At 47.0% G+C, this 22415-nt stretch carries 18 protein-coding genes and 1 pseudogene; 9 read left to right on the top strand and 10 right to left on the bottom strand.

All coding sequences use genetic code 11. The features are described from left to right. Positions 1 to 19 precede the first annotated feature (19 nt). From hutX to GOL65_RS09025, 6 genes are all read left to right on the top strand, one after another. The gene (gene hutX, locus GOL65_RS09050; protein ID WP_140920917.1) at positions 20 to 514 is read left to right on the top strand and encodes a heme utilization cystosolic carrier protein HutX; all 495 of its coding nucleotides are present in this window, start codon (positions 20 to 22) and stop codon (positions 512 to 514) included. Then, a complete protein-coding gene (locus tag GOL65_RS09045; RefSeq protein WP_140920916.1) occupies positions 511 to 1143 on the top strand; it encodes an NAD(P)H-binding protein in 633 nt (210 codons plus the stop codon). The genes hutX and GOL65_RS09045 overlap by 4 nt, the downstream gene beginning before the upstream one ends. 52 nt (positions 1144 to 1195) lie before the next feature. Continuing rightward, positions 1196 to 2206: a FecCD family ABC transporter permease gene (locus GOL65_RS09040; RefSeq protein WP_218652020.1), complete on the top strand. Its 1011-nt coding sequence runs from the start codon at positions 1196 to 1198 to the stop codon at positions 2204 to 2206. Then, entirely contained in the window at positions 2199 to 2969 is a 771-nt protein-coding gene (locus tag GOL65_RS09035; RefSeq protein ID WP_140920915.1) for a heme ABC transporter ATP-binding protein, read from the top strand. Before GOL65_RS09040 ends, GOL65_RS09035 begins: the two co-directional genes overlap by 8 nt. Positions 2970 to 3213: 244 nt before the next feature. Beyond that, the gene (locus tag GOL65_RS09030; RefSeq protein WP_140920914.1) at positions 3214 to 3753 is read left to right on the top strand and encodes a DUF2058 domain-containing protein; all 540 of its coding nucleotides are present in this window, start codon (positions 3214 to 3216) and stop codon (positions 3751 to 3753) included. Positions 3754 to 4271: 518 nt separating this feature from the next. Then, the gene (locus GOL65_RS09025; protein ID WP_140920913.1) at positions 4272 to 5390 is read left to right on the top strand and encodes a PIN domain-containing protein; all 1119 of its coding nucleotides are present in this window, start codon (positions 4272 to 4274) and stop codon (positions 5388 to 5390) included. Positions 5391 to 5888: 498 nt separating this feature from the next. On the opposite strand, the gene GOL65_RS09020 is transcribed toward GOL65_RS09025, so the two are convergent. Beyond that, positions 5889 to 6851, bottom strand: a complete 963-nt coding sequence (locus GOL65_RS09020; RefSeq protein WP_140920912.1) for a bifunctional helix-turn-helix transcriptional regulator/GNAT family N-acetyltransferase — start codon at positions 6849 to 6851, stop codon at positions 5889 to 5891. A 476-nt stretch (positions 6852 to 7327) separates the two neighbouring features. On the opposite strand from GOL65_RS09020, the gene GOL65_RS09015 reads away from it, so the two are divergent. Continuing rightward, complete coding sequence (locus GOL65_RS09015) at positions 7328 to 7534, top strand: hypothetical protein (protein ID WP_140920911.1); 207 nt, start codon at positions 7328 to 7330, stop codon at positions 7532 to 7534. A 312-nt stretch (positions 7535 to 7846) separates the two neighbouring features. Here the strand turns inward: GOL65_RS09015 and GOL65_RS09010 are convergent, their stop codons facing one another. The 9 genes from GOL65_RS09010 to GOL65_RS08970 form a co-directional block, all read right to left on the bottom strand. Next, positions 7847 to 8755: a LysR substrate-binding domain-containing protein gene (locus GOL65_RS09010; RefSeq protein ID WP_130590550.1), complete on the bottom strand. Its 909-nt coding sequence runs from the start codon at positions 8753 to 8755 to the stop codon at positions 7847 to 7849. A gap of 145 nt (positions 8756 to 8900) precedes the next feature. Next, complete coding sequence (locus GOL65_RS09005; protein ID WP_140920910.1) at positions 8901 to 10127, bottom strand: cytosine permease; 1227 nt, start codon at positions 10125 to 10127, stop codon at positions 8901 to 8903. Between the two features lie 25 nt (positions 10128 to 10152). Next, positions 10153 to 10545 carry an allophanate hydrolase-related protein gene (locus GOL65_RS09000; RefSeq protein WP_108901462.1) on the bottom strand — a complete coding sequence of 131 codons (393 nt, stop codon included), beginning with the start codon at positions 10543 to 10545 and terminating at the stop codon, positions 10153 to 10155. A gap of 68 nt (positions 10546 to 10613) precedes the next feature. After that, on the bottom strand, positions 10614 to 11573 hold the full coding sequence (gene arcC, locus GOL65_RS08995) for a carbamate kinase (protein ID WP_140920909.1): 960 nt from the start codon (positions 11571 to 11573) through the stop codon (positions 10614 to 10616). After that, positions 11570 to 13012: a YlbE family protein gene (locus GOL65_RS08990; protein WP_140920908.1), complete on the bottom strand. Its 1443-nt coding sequence runs from the start codon at positions 13010 to 13012 to the stop codon at positions 11570 to 11572. Before GOL65_RS08990 ends, arcC begins: the two co-directional genes overlap by 4 nt. Positions 13013 to 13023: 11 nt before the next feature. After that, on the bottom strand, positions 13024 to 14580 hold the full coding sequence (gene fdrA / locus GOL65_RS08985) for an acyl-CoA synthetase FdrA (protein ID WP_140920907.1): 1557 nt from the start codon (positions 14578 to 14580) through the stop codon (positions 13024 to 13026). 108 nt (positions 14581 to 14688) lie between these two features. After that, positions 14689 to 15582 carry a DUF2877 domain-containing protein gene (locus GOL65_RS08980; RefSeq protein ID WP_179038278.1) on the bottom strand — a complete coding sequence of 298 codons (894 nt, stop codon included), beginning with the start codon at positions 15580 to 15582 and terminating at the stop codon, positions 14689 to 14691. 6 nt (positions 15583 to 15588) lie between these two features. Further along, entirely contained in the window at positions 15589 to 16257 is a 669-nt protein-coding gene (locus GOL65_RS08975; RefSeq protein ID WP_130590555.1) for a cysteine hydrolase family protein, read from the bottom strand. 606 nt (positions 16258 to 16863) lie between these two features. Continuing rightward, positions 16864 to 17841 carry a saccharopine dehydrogenase NADP-binding domain-containing protein gene (locus GOL65_RS08970; protein ID WP_140920906.1) on the bottom strand — a complete coding sequence of 326 codons (978 nt, stop codon included), beginning with the start codon at positions 17839 to 17841 and terminating at the stop codon, positions 16864 to 16866. 145 nt (positions 17842 to 17986) lie between these two features. On the opposite strand from GOL65_RS08970, the gene GOL65_RS08965 reads away from it, so the two are divergent. Together GOL65_RS08965 and fdnG are read left to right on the top strand one after the other, a co-directional pair. After that, a complete protein-coding gene (locus GOL65_RS08965; RefSeq protein WP_140920905.1) occupies positions 17987 to 18877 on the top strand; it encodes a LysR family transcriptional regulator in 891 nt (296 codons plus the stop codon). A gap of 481 nt (positions 18878 to 19358) precedes the next feature. Further along, positions 19359 to 22408: pseudogene (gene fdnG / locus GOL65_RS08960) on the top strand (formate dehydrogenase-N subunit alpha). Positions 22409 to 22415: the final 7 nt, after the last annotated feature.

The following is a 22415-nucleotide window of genomic DNA, read 5'->3' as shown; positions in this document are numbered from 1 at the left end:
ATATCAATAAGGAATGAGCATGAACGCTGAATTACATGAATTAATGAAAACCAATCCCGATGGCACGCTGGAAGCTATCGCAGGCCAATTTAATACTACGCTGCTGGACGTGATTGAGCACTTACCGGTGCGTACGCTGGTGAGCGGTGACCAGTTTGATGCGGTGTGGGATGCCGCGGTAGAGTGGGGCAAAGTCACCACCCTGGTTCATACCTCGGATGTGATTCTGGAGTTTACCGGCGAGCTGCCATCGGGTTTTCACCGTCATGGTTACTTCAACCTGCGCGGCAAACAGGGTATGACCGGACACATCAAAGCAGAAAACTGCAAACATATCGCGCTGATTGAGCGTCAGTTTATGGGAATGGATACCGCCTCTATTCTGTTCCTGAACGAGTCCGGCAGCGCGATGTTCAAAATCTTCCTTGGTCGTGACGACCACCGTCAACTGTTGGAAGATCAGGTAGTCGCATTCCGCGCACTGGCGGCTCAACTGGAAAAGGTGCCAGCGTGAAGCCCTGGTTAATTTTTGGTGCCGGTGGTAGCGGTGTTGGCGCGGGTGTACTTGAGCTGGCGCTTGCTGAGGGGCGTTCGGTCGTGGCGTTAGTGCGTAAGCCGGATGCCGCTCAGCGCCTGCGGGAGCAGGGCGTAACGGTGATTGAAGGAGACGCCAGCGATCCGCATGCCGTTGAGCAAGCCTGTCAGGCCGCTGGAGAATCTGCGGCGATTATCTCCACCCTTGGTGGCGCACAGGATTATCTGGCTCATCGTATTATTATTGATACTGCTGAAAAATGCGAATTGTCACAAATGGTGATGGTGACCTCATTAGGCTGTGGCGATAGCTGGCCAACCTTGTCTCAGCGGGCAAGAGCTGCATTCGGGCAGGCGGTGCGTGAGAAATCGTTAGCTGAAATCTGGTTACAAACCAGTGCGCTGGATTTTGCCATTGTACGCCCGGGTGGCTTGCTGAACGGTACTGCAACGGGTCTGGCTCAGCTTTATCAGCATCAGGAAGTTCACGGGTTTGTCTACCGTAGTGATGTGGCAAAAGTGGTTCAACAGCTGCTGGCGGGAACTTCTCTTAACAACCAGACTTACAGTTTAGTGCAGCCGGAGTTAACGCCTGTAACCAATAAATAAAAATACCGCGCCGTTATGGCGCGGAACTTCTTGTATGTCATGGAGATATTGAGTGATGAATTATTCACTCTCTTCTCCCCAGTTTTTCTGGGGATTGGTGGTTTTTCTTATTGTATTAACACTGTGTGCCACCAATTTGGGGGCAATAAATCTGACGTTTTCCGCATTATGGGATGCAGAACTCAAAGAGTATTACCGGGATATCTGGCTCAATATTCGTTTACCCAGAGTGCTGCTGGCGGTTTTGGTGGGTTCTGCATTGGCGATGGCCGGGGTAGTGATGCAGGGGTTATTTCGTAACCCAATGGCGGACCCCGGACTGTTAGGCGTGAGCAGCGGCTCGGCGCTGATGGTAGGTATCATTATTGTGTTCCCTGTGGCGCTACCGGCGGCACTGGTACTGTATGAACAGATGTTTTTTGCCGTTATTGGCAGCTTTCTTATCTGTCTGGTGATCTTCTTTTTGAGTGGAGACGCCGGCCAGAATGGCATGATGTATCTATTATTGGCCGGGATCGCCATCAATGCCCTGTGCGGCGCATCGATTGGCGTACTTAGCTATATCGGTGATGAACAGCAGCTGCGTCAACTGACCTTGTGGATGATGGGAAGCTTAGGTCAGGCACAGTGGTCAACGCTGGCGATTGCTGCTTCTCTGGCGATTCCGGCGATGGTGCTGACCTGGTATAACGCACACACGCTGAATCTGCTGCAATTAGGGGATGAAGAGGCGCACTACTTAGGGCTGAATGTAAAACGTAAACGTCAGGTGCTGCTTATCCTCTGTTCGCTACTGGTTGGTTCCACCGTTGCGGTAAGCGGCATTATTGGTTTTATTGGTTTGGTTATTCCTCATTTGATTCGTATGAGTATTGGCGCCAATCATCGCTGGCTGTTGCCGTGCTCTGCATTAGGCGGAGCCTGCTTACTTTTGCTGGCGGACACGCTGGCACGCACCGTGGTTCAACCGGCTGAAATGCCGGTGGGGTTGCTTACCAGTCTGATTGGTGGCCCTTATTTCTTATGGTTAATCCTACGCACCCGGAGGTCGGCACGTGATTGAAGCGCAAAATCTGGTGTATAGCGTTCACCATCGAAAACTCACGGATAACGTTTCTTTAACGCTGCCGGGGGGCGAGATTGTGGCGATCCTTGGCCCTAATGGCGCAGGAAAATCAACCTTGCTGCGGCAGTTGACCGGTTATCTGCAACCCACCTCAGGACAGTGTTTGCTGTTTGGTAAACCGTTAAAACAATGGTCGGTAAAAGAGCTGGCAAAAGCGCGGGCGGTGATGCGGCAAAACTCCGGTATGACCTTTCCTTTCAGCGTGAAAGAGGTGATAGAAATGGGTTTTCACGCCCAGAAAAACGCTGAGCGGGACAAGTCACTGGCTCAGATTATGGCGTTGTGCTCCTGTGAGAATCTGGCGAAACGTAACTATTCCCAGCTCTCTGGTGGTGAACAGCAGCGGGTACAGCTGGCGCGTTTGTTGGCACAGCTGTGGCAAAACCGGGATAAACCCAAGTGGCTATTTTTAGATGAACCCACTTCCGCGCTGGATGTTCACTACCAGCAGCAGCTGTTTCGATTGCTGAAAAAACTGGTGAAAGAGGACAACTTTAACGTTTGTTGTGTGCTGCATGATTTGAATCTGGCCTCTCTGTATGCCGACCGTATGATTCTGCTGGATCAGGGGCGAATTATCGCTAACGGCACGCCGGATGAAGTGCTGAATGAGTCGATGTTAAGCGACCTGTATCACGCGGATTTGCGGGTGTCGACGCATCCGGATGCTTGTGCGCCGTTGGTGTTTTTGCGGTGTTAGGGGGTAATGGGCTGATTTTTTGATCCGCCCTTTATTTCGGTTCTAATAAGATATGCAACGTTTAAAGATTGAAATCATGTTCTGGTAGTTTCTATGATATTTCCTTCCTGGCTATAACGCTGCGCCTGCCTCTGATAGTGTTTTGCAAACTCAAACCATACAGCAATAAGGTCCTGTAATCTGGTACAGCTTCAATGATTACAGGTATAATCCCACAAATTTTTCAATTGGTTTAGAAACGAAAATGACAAAACTCACCTTACAAGAGCAACTGCTAAAAGCAGGATTAGTAAACAGCAAAAAGATGGCCAAAGTTCAGCGAACGGCTAAGAAATCACGGGTTCAGGCGCGTGAAGCAAGAGAGGCAGTGGAAGAGAATAAAAAGGCTCAGCTTGAGCGTGATAAGCAGCTAAGCGAACAACAAAAACAGGCTGCGTTATCTAAAGAATATAAAGCTCAGGTGAAACAGCTGATTGAAATGAACAGAATCAACATTTCAAAAGGCGATATTGATTTTAACTTCACGGATGACAATTTAATTAAAAGAGTGACTGTGGATAAGCTGACTCAGGCGCAGTTGATTAGTGGTCGTCTGGCTATTGCTCGTTTGGTGGTTGATGGTAATGGCGAGAATCAATATGCGATTATTCCTGCGAGTGTGGCGGATAAGATTGCACAACGTGATGCAGACAGTATTGTGTTGAATAGTGTGCTTAGTCAGGAAGAGTTGGATGAGGAAGATCCGTATGCTGACTTTAAGGTGCCGGATGATTTGATGTGGTGATTTGGGGGTTAGTTTATAGAAAATACGCGGTGATTTGGAGTAGTTGCCAGTATCTTGTAGTCAATTGGGCTGAATTACGTTTTTTGGTTTTTTTATCGCATCTATATTAGTAGTTTTTACTGTTATGAGGGTTTAGATTGTCCCTAAATGGGGGCTGTCCAGACCACGGAATCAATCTTGAACTAGGCAAATCAGCATCTTCGTTATAACGAATTTGTGCAAGTTAACTATCAAGGGAAGTATACTTCACTGTCGTGTGGATACCATCGAATCAGTAATTGGTTTTGAAATTTAAAGCTGCTTACAGATGTATACCCTCAGAGAGCGACGGGGTATAAATTTTTATTGCTTTGTTTCTAATATAAATTTTTGACAAAATAATTTATAGCTCACTTATATGAACCTCGAATTGAAGCATAATAGACGACTTTCTACTCATATTTACACATTTCAAACGGTAGTGTTATGAGGTCATTTAAGAGCGAATAGTTCTATCCAAGGGAATAGAAGGGATAAAAATGTTAATATTAATTGATACAAACATATTTTATAATAATTGGAAGATGTCTAGTGCTATGTTCCAAGTTTTGTCTAATTTTATTAAAAATACATCTGAAAATAAACTTTTGATACCCTTTGTTATTATTAAAGAAACTCAAAATAAGTACAACGAAGAAATTAAAAAGCTAGAAAAAGATATTCTCCAACTGGAAGGGCGAGTCAAGAGATTTACAGGGAGTGAATTTTCTATTGATAGTTTGAATAATGAAATTAAAAAATTTAATTTTGAAGATGAATTATTAAAAATATTTCCAAATACGTGTGTTATCTCATCATCATATATTGACAATGACCTATTACTAGATAAAGCTATTTTTTCCAAGAGACCATTTAGAGATAATGAAAAAGGTTATAGGGATGCGTTGATCTGGAATGGATTAACGCAATACTTATATAGGAATAAAGTAAACGATAAGGTTATATTTATTACGAATAACTCACATGACTTTATGTCTCCAATGAAAGAAAAAAAAGAGTTTCATTCTGACTTAATAGAAGATTTATTCAATCTTGAGTTGCAAAATAAATTTTTTATCTATAGCTCATTAAGTGAGTTTATAACTGAGCATGTTGATCAAGAATTACATAGTTTCTCACATGAGGATATTGAGAAAATAAAAGAGAAATTCTTAGAGAATATTGAGAGTGAGTTTGAGTCTTATACTCCTGTTTATATGGAAGATCTAAGTTTAGATGATTGTGCTTCTTTATATGAATCATCTGGATTTAATGGGACAATAATAAAGTTATGTAAAGAATTTGAGTTTGATGTTATAGAAGGAACTGAAGATTCTTCAATCTATTCAGGATATAAACTGCCAGATAATAAATATGCTTTTGAGTATTCTTATAATTTTAGAATCTGCAGTCTAGAATTTTATATTGATACAAGTATTTATCACCAAAATAGAGATGCTATAATCAGTGAGTTTATGAACATAGAAATCGGTCCAAAAATCACAAGGTTTTATTCTTTTCCTAGAATCTATTTTTATGGTAGCGGAGTTATTGATTTAGCTAATAATAATATTGAAAGAATAAGTATTGATGAATTGATTATAAGAATAAAATTCTAGCCTGAATTTTCGTCGTAGTAGAAAATTTCATCTGTTGATATGCAATCTCTCAATTTAGACTGCGCGATAAGTACTAAATTAGTGTTGGTCGAACTATGCACGAATCAGAAGTAAATATTTTTAGATGTATAATGTGATAGATAATTTTAACCACCAAGTATTGGCGATAGAAAGACTGGATAAGATTAAAATTCACTAAACGTTAACAAATTGAGATCATCATCAAGTTCGCATGGAAACTCTTGCGACAATATCTCAGTATCAATTAACAATCCCTCCTTTCATCTCCAATCATGTCCCCCATCCCTCAAATATTTGCAAACCATTCCACATTTTAAAATTAACCCACCAACTCCGCCTCTGTTCCATTGACCCTCTCCCTGTACAAATATACTGTGTTCTGGCTGCCGGTTTTTTTATCCGTCTGCCAAAATAGCGAAACCCCGCAGTGCTTAAACACATACGGGATTATCACTACAAACGCCCATTAGCCAGAAATTACGGGTTAATCATCGGACCAGGGCGAGTAAACTGCTGCTCCATAATGCTGGTCCCCCATTGGTCGCCTTGCCATTCTTTGCTCAGTTTAAAACCAAATGATTCGTACAGATGCCTTGCTGCAGTGAGTTGATTGAATGTCCATAGTTGAACTGCAGAAAACTTTCTTTCATCGCAAAACTTCATTGCTTCGACAATCAGTTTTCTTCCTGCTCCGCTGCCGCGGCAGCCGTCATCGAGGATGAACCAGCGCAAATGTGCTTCATTATTGCCAAGGTCTTCACCATCAATGGCGACAGAACCGACAATACGGTCGTTAAGCATCGCCAGCCATACCTGATTACATTCCTTATCCAGACGACCTGCAAAATCGGCCAGACTCGCTGATACTTTGGCTTCAAAAAAACTGCCGAAATCATATTCTCTGGCGTAAAAAGTGCCATGTATTTCAGTGATGCGGCCAATCATTCCCGCATGATATCCGGCAACGATTTTCAGGCTGCCGTGATTGCCTGGGTTGGTATCTTCCCGACAGGCTTGCAAAGCATTTGCATAGAATGTCAGCCCTTGTGAAACCACTTGCTGTTGATAGGGGGAGATTTTTTTTAGTGCGGAAATGACGCGTTGGTTACTGTATCTATTAATCTCTGCCACAGTTTTCTTGCCCTGTGCCGTAAGCCTGAGCCGTTTGATCCTCGCATCTTCGGCGGAAGGCGTTTCTTCCAGCTCACCGATACGGATCAATTTTGCCAACATACGGCTGACGCTGGACTTCTCAAGCCCTAAGATCTGCACCAACTGAGCCGCCGTCATTGTTCCCTTATTTTCCACTTCAAGCAATGTGTGCACTACGGAAGGGGAATATTCGGTTGCTGCCAGAGTATTGCTCATAAAACCGAGCTCCCGCACCATCAAACGTGAAGCTACGCGTATCTGTTTGATAATTTCTGATTCAGCACTCATTTGCATTAATCTCTGAATATAGTTGTATAATACAACTATATGGTAAGGGTTAATATTAAGCAACTACCGCTTTCTAACTACTTTTATCATGTTTAGTTCCTCATTAAGAACGCTTAATAATCGCTTCTTTCATCACAGATAATTTGCATCATTCTCAAATATTTGCGAACCATCCCCACATTTTAAAATTAACCCATCAACTCCCGCTCTGCTCCATTGACCCTCTCCCTGTACAAATATACTGTGTTCTGGCTGCCGGTTTTTTATCCGGTCGCCAAAATAGCGAAACCCCGCAGTGCTCGAACACATACGGGGTTTCTCACCACAACGTTATATCGGAGATAACATCATGGCTGTGAAGAAGCATACCCAAACTCACTCTGAATTTATACTCGCAGTAAGATCCAATTGCGGATCGGGATCGAAAAAACGATCCTCTGTTTCAGCAAACTGGCTGAAAAAAGGAGGGTGCCGTCATGCTTAAACTTATCGACTCCACCCCAAAAGATCCGCTGGAACTGGTAGAACAATGCTTAGCGCTGACCTGCGCGGTCATCAACATCAATGAAGCAGCGGTAAAAGAGTCACTACAATTTATCCTGCATGAAAAAATGGAAGCGCTGTTTAGTGCGCTCTATCGTGTGGAGGATGAAATGAAATCAGAGGTTGAAACGTTACTATAAAACCATGCGGTACTTTAGTTTGTGTGAAGTACCGCTCTAACTAACACCATGTCTCAGGTGGCAGATAAAAAGATTATAGATGTAGATAGATGATTAAGTATCTCTCCTTAAATACAGCCAATCGACGGGAGGGGCCGCCGTTGGGGTCGACTTGGCGTAAGCCAACGAAGTGCCCGTAGGAAAGGTAGGCCCGACGCACTCCGCAGCTGAGTACATGGCCCTTCCGGCCGAGCACAATGGTGATATTAAGTTAAAGCTTTTACGGCCGGAATACCCACAGAAGCTAATTAATACTATCTAACTACCCAAACCTCAGAAGTAGCCACACAACCGCCCCTTCATCTCCGCCCGCAACAAAAACTCCGCCGCCCACTGCCGAACCTTCCCCATCCCATCCGAACGATAAGCCACAAACATCTGAGTAGCATGCTTATGCTCCTGCATCGGCTTCTTCACCAACTCCCCGGCGTTCAGCAACGGCAAACACAAATGATGTGGAATATAACCAATCCCCACATTTCGGCGAATTAAATCAATAGCAATATGGAAGTCAGGCACAAACACCGGCTTCTGGCCTTCGAGTAACCACGCCTGCTGCCGGGTGAAATTAATCGACGTATCGCGAATACAAATCGCCGGGTATTTCCGCAGTTCAGCATTCTGCAAAGGGTGAACCTGAGTGGCTAACGGATGAGTCGGACCAACCACAAAGTCCCAGTCCATTTGCCCGATTGGCGCACTGATAATCCCCTCGGTGCTGGGAACGGAGTGGGGCGCGCCAATGGCTAAATCAGCCTTCTTACTGTACAGCGCATCCCAACTGCCGTTATACACCTCGGTATTCACTTTTAACTGAGTAGAAGGAAATGCCTGCTCAAACTCACTGATAAACTCCACCAGTGCACCGGGAGCGACAATATTATTCACCGCCACCGTCAACTCACGCTCAACCCCTTCATGCACCAGCGCAGTATTGCGTTTCAGCGCATCCAGATCGTCAAGAATGGTTTTACTGTGATGAATAAAATACTCACCGGCAGGCGTCAGCTCAATATAACGCCCCTTACGGATAAACAGCTCAATGCCAAATGATTCCTCCAGCTTTTTAACCGTATAGCTGATGGCCGACGGCACTTTATTAATGTGTTCTGCGGCGGTAGTAATGCTTTTATATTCAGCAACCAGACGGACAATACGAATAGTCTCATCAGAAATAAACATATTAAACCTGCGGGAGATTGGCGCTATTAGTTGAAAAACATCATGAAGCAGTTAATTAGCGGATGCAACCGGGTATCAGCGTTTGTGTTAAACCGATGGTATTCTCACTCCCGATACGGGGAGTGAGAACAGACAGAACAGAGATTTATTTATTGGCTGACGTGAGTTTGCTTAACACCGCATAACATACACAGGCCACCAGAATGGAGTCTACCGATGGAATAGTGGTCAGGGTAAACATGCCTTTGATGGTCATAAAGCCAACCAGCGAACCGATAATCCATGCCACAAAGGTGGTGACTTTAATCTGAGATTCTTTAGCCAACAGCGTTTCATCATAACCATTGCGGCGATAGATAAAGAAGTCAGCAATATAGATACCCGCTACCGGTGGTGTCGCAACACCAAGGAATAACAGGAACGGAATAAACCACGCCATAATATCCATGCTGCCAACAATGGCTGCCAGCACGCCTAAAGCCACGGTGATTTGCCATTTAGGGAAACGGGCCAGCAGGGTGGAAACCACCAACGTGCCCTGGAACATATTGCCTGCGTTGCCGGTAACGGTAGCAAAAATCAGCAAAATAGCCGCCGGTAATACCGCGCCAAACAGTGCCATTGCCCCTAACAGAGAGCTTTGTCCACTCAGTGCGCTTGGCGTTGCGCCAGCCCAGTACAACAGCGGATAGGCAATCAGGAAGGTCAGCAGCGCGGCGATGATGGCATGTTTACGGTTATGTACGAAACTACCGAAATCCGGCAGAGTAGCCACTAACACAATAATGGTGCCGACTACCGACGAAATAGCCACCCCCATATTCATCGAGCTAAGGTGCTCAACCACCGGCACTTTACCGTTAACCGCCACATAGAGAATATAACAAAGCACCAGTGCGATAATCGGCACTGCGAACTGCGCCACTTTGCCCAACACTTCAAAACCAAATGCCGTTGAAGCAACAAAAATAACACAGCCAAAAGCAACCAACAGCGGCACCGGCAGGTTAAAACCATACTGCGCCAGCAGATCATGAACTGAATGACCAAACATATTGGCAGTAACGGTAATCCAGCCAAACAGACTGATCGCCATCAGAATATTAATGGCGATAGCGCCTTTCTCACCAAAGGCGTATTTCACGATGCCATAGGTCGGTAAGCGTGCCTTTTCGCCAACGCTGATAGTAATAGCCGCCAAAATAGCCAGAATTAATCCGCCAATACTGACCACCTGAATCAACTCAGAGCCGGACAACTGATTACCTAAGCTGGATGAGGAAAGCAGTACCGGTGTAACGGCGATACCCAGCAAAATCATGGCGATACGAAGCCCTGAAGCAGTGTTCAAATTTTCACTCGTTTTGCGCATACGATATTCCTTTACGCTATAGCGTTTAGCTTAGGTGATGATGCCCGGTATATTTTCTCCAGCATCCTAAATCAGTGATCTCTTTTTGTCCTTCGGTTAACCATGGCTCTGCCAGCACGCCCAGCACTTCACTGCCGTCTTGCAGTTTCACTTTGCCAATGGCTAAACCCGCAGGCTCACTCATCAGTAAGTCAGCGAATGAACTCAAAGGAAGTTCCCAGATTTCCAGAGACACAGAGGTACCGCCTTCCATCACTCTGATCATGCCAGGGTGACGATCGTTAATACTCCAGATGCGGTAGTGAGCATCGGTTTTATCTTCACGCACAAATACGCCACCGGCTTTCAGCATATTCGGATTAAGTTCCAGTCCACGCATCAGAGTGCCGTTGACCGCCAGCAAGGTTGTTGCCGCCATGTGTTGTCTCCTGTTAAATAATTATTCTGTTTAAAGGCCCCGCCAGAGCAGGGCTTAAAATTGGTTTATTAAGGGGTAATCCAGGTGCCGGTTTTATGCTCCAGCGCATCGCGAATGGCTTCCGGACTGGTAATCAGCCCACGACCGGTTTTGCCATGCTGTTGGTTGTAAGCAATAAAACCCATGATGGCCTCTACTTTTGGCAACATGCTGCCTGCACCAAACTGCTGCTGGTCGATAAGTTCCTGCGCTTCTGCCATGGTCAGGTTGCTTAACCAGCGCTGATCCGGCTGACCGAAATTGACCGCAACCTGCTTCACACCGGTAGGGATCAGCAGTAAGTCTGCTTCCAGCTGTTGAGCCAACAGGGCCGATGCCAGATCTTTATCGATAACAGCTTCAACGCCGGTTAACTGACCTTTGGCATCACGCACTACCGGAATACCGCCGCCACCGCAGGCGATAACCACACAGCCCTGAGCTAACAGACTGGCGATCACATGATGTTCAATGATTTCCTGTGGCATAGGAGAAGCCACGGTACGACGCCAGCCGCGACCGGCATCTTCCATCACGGTCCAGTTCAGTTCCTGCTGACGCTGACGGGCTGTGGTTTCATCAAAAAAGGCACCAATCGGCTTGCTAGGGTTGTTAAATGCTTTATCGTCGGCGCTGACCAATGTTTGGGTCACAATGGTCACCACGGGCTTATTAATTCCACGGCGCTGAAGTTCGTTATTCAGCGCTTTTTGGAACATATAACCAATAGCACCCTGCGTGTCACCAACTGCATAGTCCAACGGTACCGGAGCCACTTCCTGTTTTGCCAACTCTGAACGGCGCAGAATAAAACCAACCTGCGGTCCGTTGCCGTGGGTCACCACTAAGTCCCAGCCCGCTTCAATCATTTCGGCAATATGGCTAACGCTTTCAATTACTGACAGATACTGGTCAGGAATGCTGTTGTGTTTATCATCGGTAATCAACGCATTACCGCCTACTGCCACAATGGCTAATGGCTTACTCATGATGCTTTTCCTTCATGATGTTTTTCTTCATACAGTCTGACCTGTTCCGCCAGCGCAGAAATAGCTTCCACAAAGCCCGGCATCGGTGCGGTGGTAATACCGGCACCAATTTGGCCTACGCCTGCTTGTTTGTGAGCAATCCCGGTGTTAATCACTGGCAGAATGCCGCGATCGACCACTTTACGTGCGTCAATACCGGCGGCAGTTGGTGCGAAGTTCAGTGCCGGCAGCGTAAAGGCCGGGTTGCCACCCAACGTGATGGCCTGCATGCGGCGGCTGTTATTGGTAGCATCATCCGGCGTCCCTCCAACAAATTTCACGATGGCCGGAGAGGACGCCATGGCAAAGCCACCGACACCTGCGGTTTCGGTAATGGCGCTATCTCCTAAGTCGGCGGCGGCATCTTCAACGCCGTAGCCAGGGAAGAACAGACCTTCAACCGGGTTGGCGGGAGCCTGGAACCAGCGGTCGCCAGTACCTGACAGGCGAATACCAAAGTTGACGCCGTTACGCGCCATCACGGTAACCATTGAGCTGAACGGTACGTTGGCGGCGGCATCCATCATGGCTTTACAGGCCGCCATGGACAGGTTGAGGAAGAAGTGGTCATTGCCGACAATAAATGCCGTGGCGCGTTGAATCAGATCTAACGGCAGGCCGCTTTCCAGCAGGGCTGGAATCAGGCGCTTAATTAACAGGCCTGTCGCTGCCGCATTACGGTTATGAACTTCATCTCCCATATGCAGCGCCTGCGCCATCAATGGTTTCAGTTCAAGGTCGCCTAAGATGGCAACGGCTTTTTTCAGTGCCGGAGCCAGTTCATTGGCCATCCAGTGTAAACGTTGCAGCACTTCGTCGTTGTTGGCGCCAAAACGTAATACTTTGCCCAAGCCTTCGTTAAAGTTGCTGAACGAACGGGCACCGTTGGTTTTATTTTCAATCACCCACAACGGCATCGACGGGCTGATAATACCGGCCATTGGGCCAACGGCCTGATAATGGTGGCAAGGTTCCAGATCCACTTGATGATCCAGTACCATTTTTTCTGCCGCTTCATGGCTGGTGGCCCAGCCTTCAAACAGAATGGCACCGATAATGGCACCCTTTACCGGGCCGCACATGTTGTCCCAGCTAATTGGTGGGCCGGAATGCAGAATCAGCTTGCGCTGAGACATGGCGCTGATAGCTTCACGGGCGAACATCACATCAACCAGCGCTGGCTGAGCGCTCAGGTATTGTTCAAATGCCTGCTTGTTGGCTTGTTCAACCAGCGGATGGCGCATTAACCAGGCCAGATCCATACCCGCTTTAATATTACCCATGGCGGGTGGCTGCCAGCTCAGATTAATCACTTCACCACCGGCCTGTTGCAGGTTATCAGCAAAGCTTGCCAGACCTGCGTTAACCACTTTCAGCGGTTGACTAAATAATTGATTCATTGTGGACTCCATTATTTCTCTGCCTGCTGACGAGCAACATAACTTGCCCAAAGCGCAGCCTGTGCATTACAGCCTGCGACCAGAACGCCGGCCTGACGTAAATTTTCAATTTGGCGCGACCTGACTTGTGGGTCGGCTTCGGTTCCACAAACGTGGGCGATTAACAGCGGCAGGTTTTGTGCGCCAACTTTCTCACGCACCTGAGCAATAACCTCCAGCAGTTCATCTGCCGGTTCCATTGATGCGCCATAACCCAGAACCAGATCGAACAGCATTACCGCAGTTTTTGGATCGCTGAGTTCTTCCTGAATACGCTGATTGCGCAGGGTTGGGTCGATCATTGGGTGAGGGCGACCGTTGGTGAAGTCGTCATCTCCCATATCCACAATGGTGTTGCCCTGGCTGTGCCAGATATCACTGAGTTGGGTATTGCCTTTCACCGGGGTGTTGGAAGAGGCTGAGAATCCTTGCTGCTTACACAGCAGTTGCGCTTCATAGCAGAAAGTACCACCGGCAAAAACACCGCGAATTTCGCGACGCTGGGCAGGTAAGTGTACGCTTTCAGCGGCCAGCACTTTTTCATCCGCAGGGGAAATTTGTGCCACGGAAGCGGGAATGGATTTTTGGTTCAGCAGCGCTACCGCAACTTCTGCCGCATCGGCCAGAGTATGGACAAAGGTAATGCCCGAAGTATGAAACTCTTGCGCGTCGGCACCGAGGAAGTTAACCACTACCGGTTTACCGGCTTTTTGCGCCTGTTGCAGAATGCGTTCTGCCACCGGGCGAGCAGGAGGTTTAGAAATCAGTACGATCACCTGAGTTTCCGGATCGTTTGCCAGAGCATCTACGCCAAACAGCATAGAAATGCCGCCAATCTCTTCATGCAGGTCGTGTCCACCGGTGCCAAGAGCCTGAGAGATTCCCGCGCCCAGTTGATCGATACGACAGCTGACTTCCTGTAATCCGGTACCTGAAGCGGCAACAACACCAATAGCGCCGCGTTTTACCACGTTGGCGAATCCTAACGGCATGCCGTTAATAATGGCGGTACCGCAATCAGGTCCCATCACTAACAGGTGTTTCTCACGGGCTAATTGTTTGATCTGTTTTTCATGCGCCATGCTGACGTTATCGCTGAACAGCATCACGTTCATGCCCAGATTCAGGGCTTTAATCGCTTCGGCAGCGGCGTAATCGCCGGGTACTGAAATGAGCGCCAGATTGGCGTCTTCAGCGGTTTCTGTGGCCATTTCCAGACTGGTTAATACCGGTGGGCGTACGCCACCGCTGTTACTTTCTTCCGGTTTGCTTTTCAGGCGTTGTTCCGCCAGAGCAAGGGCTTCGTCACAGGCTTCATCTTCACCACGGACGGCAATAATCAGATCGTTTGGACCGGCCTGACAGCCATTGTCCAGACCGGCGTCGCGCAGTTGAATCAGGTTGGTTTCTGTTCCCATCACCACTGACGCCTGCTCGATACCGGGCAGCTTATTGATTTGAGCGGATACCTGCATCAGGGAGACGGAGTCCTGATACAAATTGGCAAATACTTTATGTTTTACACTCATTTTTATTACCTGTGCTTTTACTGCCTGCCAGGTTTGCAGGCAAGATCATCACGTGTCGATATGGGGAAATATCAACATGAATATTGAATAAATAGGCCCCAACAGGGGTTACTGCGTACTTCTGATGGTTCTTAAACCGTGCAGTACGCCAGCCAGACAATCCACGCCGGAAGCGGCACCAAACTGCATAACCTGATGGCCGGCGAGCATCAGCACTTCATGAGATGTCCGGTGACAAAGACAGGTTAAAAGTTGATGTACGGGTTCAGAATAGTCTTGCTGCAATGCCAGAGATAAATAGTGTTTACTGATATCAGTCGTTTTCATCAGCATCTGATTGATGGCGGATTTAACGTTGGTCAGATGGTGTGAAATTGCTGGATGCTGCTGCCACAAAGAGAGCGCAGCCAGGTATCCCAACAGATAGTCATCTCCATCCGGCGTTAAACCAGAGCCATAGCCAATCAGACAGGAAACCTGTTGCTGCAATTGGCTATCACTGTCGGTCAACTCTAACCGGGGAATCAGTCCGTTGGCCGGCCAATCGGGAAGCAACTTTAATGTGCTGCTGATTCGATGCTGCTGACAATAATTAACTAATAACGTCTTTAACACATCGTGGTCATTGCTTACTTTTTTCAGGCTGTCAGCATTAATGGGCATAGCAAGTTTTGTCGGTTGCCACTGACTGGCCTGAAGGCTATTTGCCTGCCACGCATTGCCAATTAACCATCCCTGCCCGGTGATGATACTCATGCCGTTGTCGCAATAGTCGCGCCAGTCCCATCCGGCAGGTGTTACCATTCTTACAGCACAGGGCAGGTTTTGGTATTCAGCACTCAGCAGAGTTAATAAACCATCATTAGCCAGCGATAAGTTCACCGCCCGGGAGAAAACGCTGTGGACGATTAAAGACTGACTAACCTGCAGCATTGGTTTCGCAAGGTAACCAACCGAAAGTACTGTCAGGTTATGGTTAACAGAACGTTCGCCTCCGCCCATTGCTGTTTACCCTTTCAGGCCTTCCACAATGGCGTTAGCGTCACTCACCCAACCAAAAATAGCGCCCTGAGCTTTAATCATTTCCAGAGCATATTTTTGGAATTCAGGGAAATAAGAGCCCACGCAATCCTGAGGAATAATGCACTCATAGCCGCGGTCATTGGCTTCACGCACGGTGGTATTAACGCAAACTTCAGTGGTAACGCCGCAAACGATCAGGGTTTTGATGCCGTGATTTTGCAGAATTAAATGCAAGTCGGTCTGATAAAACGCACCTTTGCCTGGTTTATCGATAATTGGCTCGCCGGCAATCGGGTAGAGTTCAGGGATAATGTCATGACCGTCTTCACCACGTACCAGAATGCGGCCCATTGGGCCTTTAGTTCCGATAAAGGTTTGGCCGCCACGGGTTAATTTTGCCGGAGGACAATCTGTCAGATCGGCACGGTGTCCTTCACGGGTATGAATCACCAGCATCTTATGGTCACGCGCAGCTTTCAGCACTTTTTTGCAGGGTTCAATAGCGGTGCGAACCAGTGAAACATCGTTGCCCAACGCTTCGCCAAAACCACCCGGCTCAACGAAATCACGCTGCATGTCAATCATGACCAGCGCAGTAGTTTTTAAATCAAACGGCAGGGCAAAGGGTTCAGCACGAAAAGTATGTTGTGTCATAGGTCAGGCTCCTTGTGTCCCATGATTATGGGGTAGGGGATTAAGTGTCTTTTCTCCGATCAGACTAGGCGAGGAATGAATAAACCAACAGGAAAATGATTTCCACCGTAGCGACAAATTTTTTGACGCAGAAAAGATAATCAGAACCAGCTCTCATTATCAGGTTGATACCCATCATGTCTTCGGTTGTTGAATCAAAATAATTGATGTTGAAAGCGCCTTATATACAAATTATTTAATGTACAAGTGTGAGTTAACGCGGACTTTTTTATCTTTCTGGTGGTTTTAAAGTGTGGGTTTAATGGGATGAAAGGGCTGGCAGAGAGACTGCTGACAAACTTAATCAATCAGCAGCAATGCATATTCCGGCCGTAAAAACGATATTGCTCATATCATCTTCGTGCTCGGCCGGAAGACCGCCTGTACTTGACTTCGGTGCATGTCGGGCCTGGTCTCCCTTGGGGCGCTTCGTTGGCTTGCGCCAAGTCGACCCCTACGGGAGCCCCTCCCGACAATTGGCTATGTTAAAACATAAAATTAAATCATCTGGCTTTGTCATCAATCTGAGGCTCTCAGAGAGAGCCTCATCTTTGTCTGGCCGGTGAATTAGCTTTGTGTGATGGAGACTCCAGCTTCACGCATTGACTGTAAAGCGATATCAAAATCGATGAACTCTTCCGGCAGTATAAAGCCAACGTTGTCACTGGTTAGCATTGCTTCGATTACCGTCAGGACACCCAGTGCGGTAAAGTGTGCCTGACCTTGCGGGTCAGAAGCTAAGATTCTCTTAGCCACTGGTTGACCCGATGCATTGATTCCTTTCATATCAACATACAAATCAATAGATGGCTGCTGATGATTATGCATGCCAACGGATGAACCTGATGCAACATCCAACCTGACTGAGGTGGCGTTTGTCATGGCAGATACGGCACTGATATCAAGAATACTAAAGGGAGTGGCCGATACTTTTTCATGGTTAAACAGTGTGACTTCTCGTGGCTCGCTACTGCGTATCCAGTAGCCGTCTCTGCGCATTAGTGCGGGTGGAATGTCGTTATTTAGCTCTTGAGATGAAAGCTCACCGAGAGGATCGGAAAGATCGTGCAGTGCGGTCATGTCTACAGTATCTACACGTTTAAATTGGCGTGCCAAAAGTGCAACCAAAGGTAATAACATGCCAGCTTCGTAATAACCAAGCGGCACAACCGGTTGTGAAGCGTGGTGATATTTTGCCAGATGAAGCAATGGCAGAATGTCATCGCCGTTACCTAAGGTGATATTGATGAAGGCGATATGGTTTTTGATGGCGTATTCAGCCAGCATATTTTGTGGGTCTGGTACTGCACTGATAATCATGTCGGCATTGCTGGCTGCTTCAGGACATTGATTGCCGTTAAGATCGAGAGAAACGCTTGCCGCATTACCCAGCTGTTGAGCTAATTTTTCTCCACCAACAGGATGTCGCCCGGCAAGCGTAATGCGAGCAGCAGGGAATCGCTGCCTGATTTGCATGGCAATATGGGAGCCAATCATTCCATAACCGCCCGCAATATATACATGCTCAATGGTTTTATTTGTCATATTGTTACCTCAAAAATAGATCTCAGAATTTCACGTTTGCAGCTTAGATAAGCGCATAACTTGAGTTGTGTCAGGAGACTTTATCGGGCAAATTGTGTGTAATAAAGATCACTAATTTTTATGGCTTGATGAGAAATATTCAGTAATGAAATTCAAACTTGCGGACTTTTCACCATTTATTGCCGTGGCAAGACGCCAAAGCTTTCGGCTGGCTGCTGAGGATCTGGAAGTTACCGCATCGGCGGTTAGCCATTCGGTAAGACAGCTGGAAGAGCAGCTAAAAATCAGGCTGTTTAACCGAACTACCCGTAGTGTTTCATTGACGGAGGTGGGAAGGCGGCTGTATGACAAAGTGGCGCCAGCCTTTGAAGAGATAAACCTGACGCTGGAAGAGTTGAACGATTACCGGAACTCACCAATGGGGACCATTCGTATCAATGCGGTTCGTCAGGGAGGTCGTTTGTATCTGGCCCCTCTGATTGCTGGTTTTGTACAGCAATATCCTGATATCTCAGTTGAAATAAGTATGGACGACCGTATTGTAGATATTGTTCGTGAGCAATTTGATGCAGGGATCAGGTTAAATAATATTATTGAGCAAGATATGATCTCCATTCCCCTTGGGCCGTCAGTCCGCTATGCCGTGGTTGCCAGCCCGGCCTATTTTAATAAAAACCCTCGTCCAAAAATTCCACAGGACCTGACAGGCCATGCCTGTATTCAGTTTCGTTATCCCAGCGGAAAACTCTACAACTGGCAGTTTGAACAGGGAATACACAGACAGGAGATAGCAGTTAATGGCTCTGTTCTGGTTGACGATCTTGATTTAGCGCTGGATATGGCATTAAACGGTGCAGGAGTAGGCTATCTGCTAAGAGAAATGGCGGAACCCTGGCTTAATAGTGGAAAACTGATTTCTGTTCTCGATGACTGGTTACCTGAGCTATCGGGTTTTCACCTCTATTATTCAAACCGAAATCATATGTCTGCCGCATTCAGAGCTTTTATCGATTACATCAAAATTCACCGAGTTTAAATATATTCCATTGATGAGTTAAAAACCCTGCTACATCAAATTTGTTAAGACGCTAAAATCGGCATTTTTATGTTAATTTAAATGTTAAAAAAATTACTTCGTTAGAGGTAGTTAAATATGTCGAATTGTAAAAATTCTTTATAAAATAAAACAAGTTACAAATTTTTACATCTGGGGTGCATTTTTGACCTTTCGATATATTATGTTTCATTTTCATGGCGATATGTCATCAATAACATTTTTATGCCTGGTTTGATTACATCAAAATGACTATTTTTCGTTCAAATGTTAAATTTAATAACCTTGCAAATTATAATGCTATTAGTTGATCAAATTTTCATATTAATACCTATTAAGTAGTAAAAATTTTAACAAAAACAAATCGATAATTAAGGATCGAGATCAATAAGTGAGACGGTTGTTCCCTCTATAATCCGCGCGTAAATGATTAAGTTCGTATGTCATCAATGAGGAGAGAACCATGCAGGTCAGCAGGAGGCAGTTTTTTAAAATCTGCGCTGGCGGTATGGCGGGTACAACGGTAGCGGCATTAGGTTTTGCGCCAGCTACGGCACTGGCAGAAACTCGTAATTATAAATTACTCAATGCCCGTGAAACGCGTAATACCTGCACTTACTGTTCCGTTGGCTGTGGGCTGTTAATGTACAGTCTGGGCGACGGAGCGAAAAACGCCAAAAGTAGTATTTTCCATATCGAAGGGGACCCGGATCATCCGGTAAACCGCGGTGCGCTTTGTCCGAAAGGGGCGGGGCTTATCGATTACATTCATAGTGAAGGCCGTTTGCAATATCCGGAATACCGCGCGCCGGGTTCGGATAAGTGGCAACGCCTGAGCTGGGATGACGCATTAAATCGCATTGCTAAATTAATGAAACAAGATCGCGATGCGAATTTTCAGCATACCAATGACGCCGGTACGGTAGTAAACCGCTGGTTGAGTACCGGTATGCTGTGTGGCTCTGCGGCCAGTAACGAAACCGGCTTATTAACTCAGAAGTTTATCCGGTCCCTCGGCATGTTAGGAATCGACCAGGTAGCACGTATCTGACACGGACCAACGGTAGCAAGTCTTGCTCCAACATTTGGTCGCGGTGCGATGACCAACCACTGGGTTGATATCAAAAATGCGAACGTGGTTGTGGTGATGGGCGGTAACGCTGCAGAAGCACATCCGGTTGGTTTCCGCTGGGCGCTGGAAGCCAAAAAACACAACAATGCCAAAATTGTTGTGGTAGATCCTCGTTTCACTCGTACGGCATCGGTGGCAGATATTTATGCCCCAATCCGCTCTGGTACCGACATTGCTTTTTTGTCGGGCGTTATCCTGCATCTGATAAATAATAATAAAATCAATGCGGAATACGTGAAGCATTACACCAATGCCAGCTATATCATTCGCGAAGATTTCGGCTTTGAAGACGGCTTGTTCAGCGGCTTTGATGAGCAGAAAGGGCGTTATGATAAATCCAGCTGGAACTATCAGTTGGATGACAGCGGTCAACCAATGCGCGATCCAACGCTGAGCGATCCGCGTTGCGTATGGAATCTGTTAAAACATCACGTTAGCCGTTATACCCCGGATGTGGTTGAAAACATCTGCGGTACACCACAGGCAGATTTTGCCAAAGTGTGTGAAGTGCTGGCGGAAACCAGTGCGCCAAACTTAACCACCACCTTCCTGTACGCATTAGGCTGGACCGAACATACTGTTGGTTCACAAAATATTCGTACCATGGCGATGATTCAGCTGCTGCTGGGTAACATTGGTATGGCGGGCGGTGGGGTAAACGCACTGCGTGGTCACTCTAACGTTCAGGGTACGACTGACGTTGGTCTGTTATCTCAAAGCTTGCCGGGTTATCTGTCCCTGCCTTCAGAGAAGCATACTAATCTGGAAACCTACCTGTCAGCGGTTACGCCAAAAAGCGTACTGCCAGGTCAGGTGAACTACTGGAGTAACTATCCTAAGTTCTTTATTAGCATGATGAAGAGCTTCTACGGTGATAAAGCGCAGAGAGATAATGACTGGGTTTTGACTGGTTGCCAAAATGGGACCAATCCTACGACTGGATGCACTATTTCGAACGTATGGATAAGGGCCAGGTGACCGGCTTTATCTGTCAGGGCGTTAACGCACTGGCATCATCGCCAAACAGAAACAAAACCGCACGTGCTCTGGCGAAACTGAAGTTCCTGGTAGTGATGGACCCATTAGCTACCGAAACGGCCAGCTTCTGGGAAAACCACGGCGAGCATAACGACGTCGATCCTGCCGCGATTCAGACTGAGGTCTTCCGTTTACCATCCAGCTGTTTTGCTGAAGAAGATGGTTCTATTGCTAACTCCGGTCGCTGGTTACAGTGGCACTGGAAAGGCGCAGAGCCACCGGGTGAAGCAAAAACCGACGGCGAAATGTTATCTGCTCTGCTGTTTAAAATTCGCGAGCTGTATAACGCCGAAGGCGGTAATACCCCGGAACCTCTGCTAAATATGCAGTGGAACTACTCTCGTCCACATCATCCGGATTCGGAAGAAGTGGCAAAAGAGCTTAACGGCCGGGCGCTGGCGGATGTTGTGGATGCTAACGGTAATGTACTGGCGAAGAAAGGCCAGCTGTTATCGACCTTTGCTCATCTGAGGGACGACGGTACCACTGCCAGTGCCTGCTGGATTTATGCCGGTAGCTGGACTGAAGCCGGTAACCAGATGGCACTGCGTGATAACGCTGACCCGTCAGGCCTGGGTTTAACCACCAAATGGTCATGGGCATGGCCGGTTAACCGCCGCATTATCTATAACCGTGCTTCCGCTGACGTACAGGGCAAAGCCTGGGATCCAAAACGTACTCTGCTCGAGTGGGACGGCAGTAAGTGGGGCGGTAACGACGTGCCTGACTTCAACCTGACCGCTGCACCAGGTTCGGAAACCGGTCCATTTATCATGCAACCAGAGGGCGTCGGTCGTCTGTTTGCTCTGGATAAAATGGCGGAAGGTCCATTCCCTGAGCACTATGAGCCAATTGAAACGCCGATTGGGACTAACCTACTGCATCCAAATGTAGTGTCTAACCCGGCTGTGCGGATGTTTGAAAGCGATAAGCAAGAAATGGGTACCAGTAAGGAATTCCCTTATGTGGGCACCACTTATCGTTTAACCGAACACTTCCACACCTGGACCAAACACTCGAAGCTGAATGCCATTACTCAGCCGGAGCAATTCATTGAAATCAGTGAAGGGCTGGCGGCGAAAGTAGGTGTACAGCACGGCGATATGGTGAAGGTGAGCTCTAAACGCGGTGAGATTAAGACCAAAGTGGTGGTTACCAAACGTCTTCGCACTCTGAAAGTTAACGGTCAGGATGTGGAAACTGTTGGTATTCCAATTCACTGGGGCTTTAAAGGTGCAGCGCGTAACGGCTTTATTGCCAATACCCTGACGCCATCGGTGGGTGATGCTAACTCACAAACGCCAGAGTTTAAGGCGTTCCTGGTTAACGTGGAAAAGGTGTAACGGAGAA

Origin of the sequence: Limnobaculum xujianqingii, from assembly GCF_013394855.1 — a bacterium.
GTDB lineage: Bacteria > Pseudomonadota > Gammaproteobacteria > Enterobacterales > Enterobacteriaceae > Limnobaculum > Limnobaculum xujianqingii.
The sequence above is the reverse complement of the archived record's forward strand: the minus strand, read 5'-3'. Positions and strand labels throughout refer to the sequence as shown.